The 2,072-nt window shown below is 59.5% G+C and carries 5 protein-coding genes; all 5 read left to right on the plus strand.

Going from position 1 to position 2,072, the window contains the following annotated elements:
* Positions 1-111 precede the first annotated feature (111 nt).
* Positions 112-414 (plus strand): DUF6915 family protein, encoded by a 303-nt coding sequence (locus L3X40_RS21645; protein WP_237367402.1) that lies wholly within the window; start codon positions 112-114, stop codon positions 412-414.
* A 66-nt stretch (positions 415-480) separates the two neighbouring features.
* Positions 481-726, plus strand: coding sequence for a FitA-like ribbon-helix-helix domain-containing protein (locus tag L3X40_RS21650; protein ID WP_237367398.1), 246 nt, complete (start codon positions 481-483; stop codon positions 724-726).
* Positions 723-1,145, plus strand: coding sequence for a type II toxin-antitoxin system VapC family toxin (locus L3X40_RS21655; protein WP_237367399.1), 423 nt, complete (start codon positions 723-725; stop codon positions 1,143-1,145). The genes L3X40_RS21650 and L3X40_RS21655 overlap by 4 nt, the downstream gene beginning before the upstream one ends.
* Positions 1,146-1,250: 105 nt before the next feature.
* Positions 1,251-1,769 carry a hypothetical protein gene (locus L3X40_RS21660; protein ID WP_237367400.1) on the plus strand — a complete coding sequence of 173 codons (519 nt, stop codon included), beginning with the start codon at positions 1,251-1,253 and terminating at the stop codon, positions 1,767-1,769.
* On the plus strand, positions 1,756-1,971 hold the full coding sequence (locus tag L3X40_RS21665; RefSeq protein ID WP_237367401.1) for a DUF6117 family protein: 216 nt from the start codon (positions 1,756-1,758) through the stop codon (positions 1,969-1,971). The genes L3X40_RS21660 and L3X40_RS21665 overlap by 14 nt, the downstream gene beginning before the upstream one ends.
* Positions 1,972-2,072: the final 101 nt, after the last annotated feature.

The following is a 2,072-nucleotide window of genomic DNA, read 5'->3' on the forward strand; positions in this document are numbered from 1 at the left end:
AATGGGTGTTCAATGACTTCACAACGTTCAGCATCCGGGAAAATCCAATCCCCACTGGACAAACATCATAGGAGATCTCCAATGACGGACGCCCCCCAGCCTGCCATCGACATGGCGGCGATCATGCAACGCTTTTCCCAATGGGAAGCCGATTTCCGGCATCGCGCGCTACGCCATCACGCCGAGGGCATCTTCATGCTCGAGCGCTTCTTCGGGACGACCATTACAGTTTCGACGGGGCGTGTCGTTCCCGTTCGCTTGATCGGGGAACAGCATGTCCGGGAGGACTTGGGGTTCATTCCGAGCTTTGCCGACTGGGTGCGCTGCATCCGGCCCGAGCCCTGGATGGGCCGCGCGCAGCCGATCCACAAGCTAGTTGATCCATTTGCCGAGCTTGCGGCAAAGGCTGCCTAGTCGCATCCATTAAGCATTGATTGAAATGCAATCATTGATTAAGTTGTATCGAAAGGAGACTTCCCTATGGCCAGCATGACGATCCGCAATATCGACGAGGCGATCAAATCGCGTTTGCGTGTCCGGGCGGCCCAACATGGTCGATCGATGGAGGACGAGGCGCGCGACATCCTGCGCGCGGCCCTTTCGACCAACCCCGGTCGCGCGACGCATCTTGTGGACCGCATTCGTGCCCGTGTCGCGCGTGTCGGAGGAATCGATCTTCCCGACGTAACTCGCGATCCGATGCGCGATCCGGTCGATCTGTCATGATCGTGCTCGATACGAACATTGTATCGGAGTTGCTGCGACCAGCGTCGGCGCCCCAGGTCATCGACTGGCTCAGGCGCCAGCCGTCCACATCCCTGTTTGTGACGAGCATCACGCATGCCGAGATTCTCTATGGGATCGCGATTCTGGATGGCGGTCGCCGGCGGGACGAGCTTCATGCACTGGCGACGGCGATCCTGATCGAGGACTATGCCGGTCAAACGCTCGGGTTCGACGAAGAGGCCGCGTCGTTTTTCGCCATAATCGCGGCAGAACGGCGACGCCTCGGCAAACCCATCAGTCAAGCCGACGCGCAAATCGCAGCGATCACGCGCTCGCGAGGGGCAATGCTCGCGACGCGCAACGTCCGCGACTTTGTCGATTGCGGCATCGCCCTGGTCAATCCGTGGGATGATAACTGACCGTTAGCTTCTGCGGCGACGCCAGGCACACCGCTCGCCGCCACCATCGCTCCCCCTGGAAAAGCCCGGCCTCGCGCCGGGCTTTCGCGTTTCTGGAGACTTCCAATGGCCGATTACTACACTCCGACCGTGGTCGAACCGTTTATTCCGCTTGGTGCCATGTTGCCAATCGAACGCTTGTTCCTTGCACAGGTGTTCGATGAGGAAATCGCCGACGGGACCGCCTATTACTACAGCGAGGAAGGCGCCAACGACCTCATCTTTCTACCCGCTGGAGACGTCCGGGCCGCCCTTGATGCGGTCACACCCGGCACCAGCCGTCTGGCGCAGAAGCTGCTCGATGAGCAGGTCCATACGATCCTTGGCGAGGACGATATCGAACTCGACATGTGCGGCGATCTCTGGGCTGACGTGTTGCAGGACATCGTCCGCCGCACGCCAGACCTCGATCATCTGACCGTGACCATGGCCTTCACCTGTTCGAAGATGCGACCTGATGGCTTTGGCGGACTCGCCATGCTGATCACCGCCGAGACTATCCGATCGGAATCGACCAACATGCTATTCGACCGCTTCTACCAGGAAGCCCAGGCCAATAGGGAGATCGCTCATGGCGATTCCTGATCATGCCCGCGCCAATTTCGAGACGCTGGTAAGGGCCGCTAAGGCAGGTGATCTGGCGCTGATGGAATGCACCGAAGTCGCGAGCGGCGAGATCCGTTATGTTCTCTGCGCTGTTGGCCGAGACAGAGGCGACTATGTGATGACGCCGTTCGGCCATCTCGCTCCCGGCAATCCCTATGAAACCTATACTCCGCCTGCCTGAGCGCGCCGCAGTGCGGCCGCTCATGTTATAAACGGCGGAGTAAAAATGTACCACTGACGGGTCTTTTGGGGTCCGTTCATTTCGGAGTAAAAGTGTACCGG

This window comes from Rhizorhapis sp. SPR117, from assembly GCF_021742065.1.

Bases quoted from the DNA above. Each gene is read 5' to 3' on its own strand.
- L3X40_RS21650 (WP_237367398.1), top strand. From the start codon at position 481: ATGGCCAGCATGACGATCCGCAATATCGACGAGGCGATCAAATCGCGT.
- L3X40_RS21660 (WP_237367400.1), top strand. From the start codon at position 1,251: ATGGCCGATTACTACACTCCGACCGTGGTCGAACCGTTTATTCCGCTT.
- L3X40_RS21665 (WP_237367401.1), top strand. From the start codon at position 1,756: ATGGCGATTCCTGATCATGCCCGCGCCAATTTCGAGACGCTGGTAAGG.
- L3X40_RS21645 (WP_237367402.1), top strand. From the start codon at position 112: ATGGCGGCGATCATGCAACGCTTTTCCCAATGGGAAGCCGATTTCCGG.
- L3X40_RS21655 (WP_237367399.1), top strand. From the start codon at position 723: ATGATCGTGCTCGATACGAACATTGTATCGGAGTTGCTGCGACCAGCG.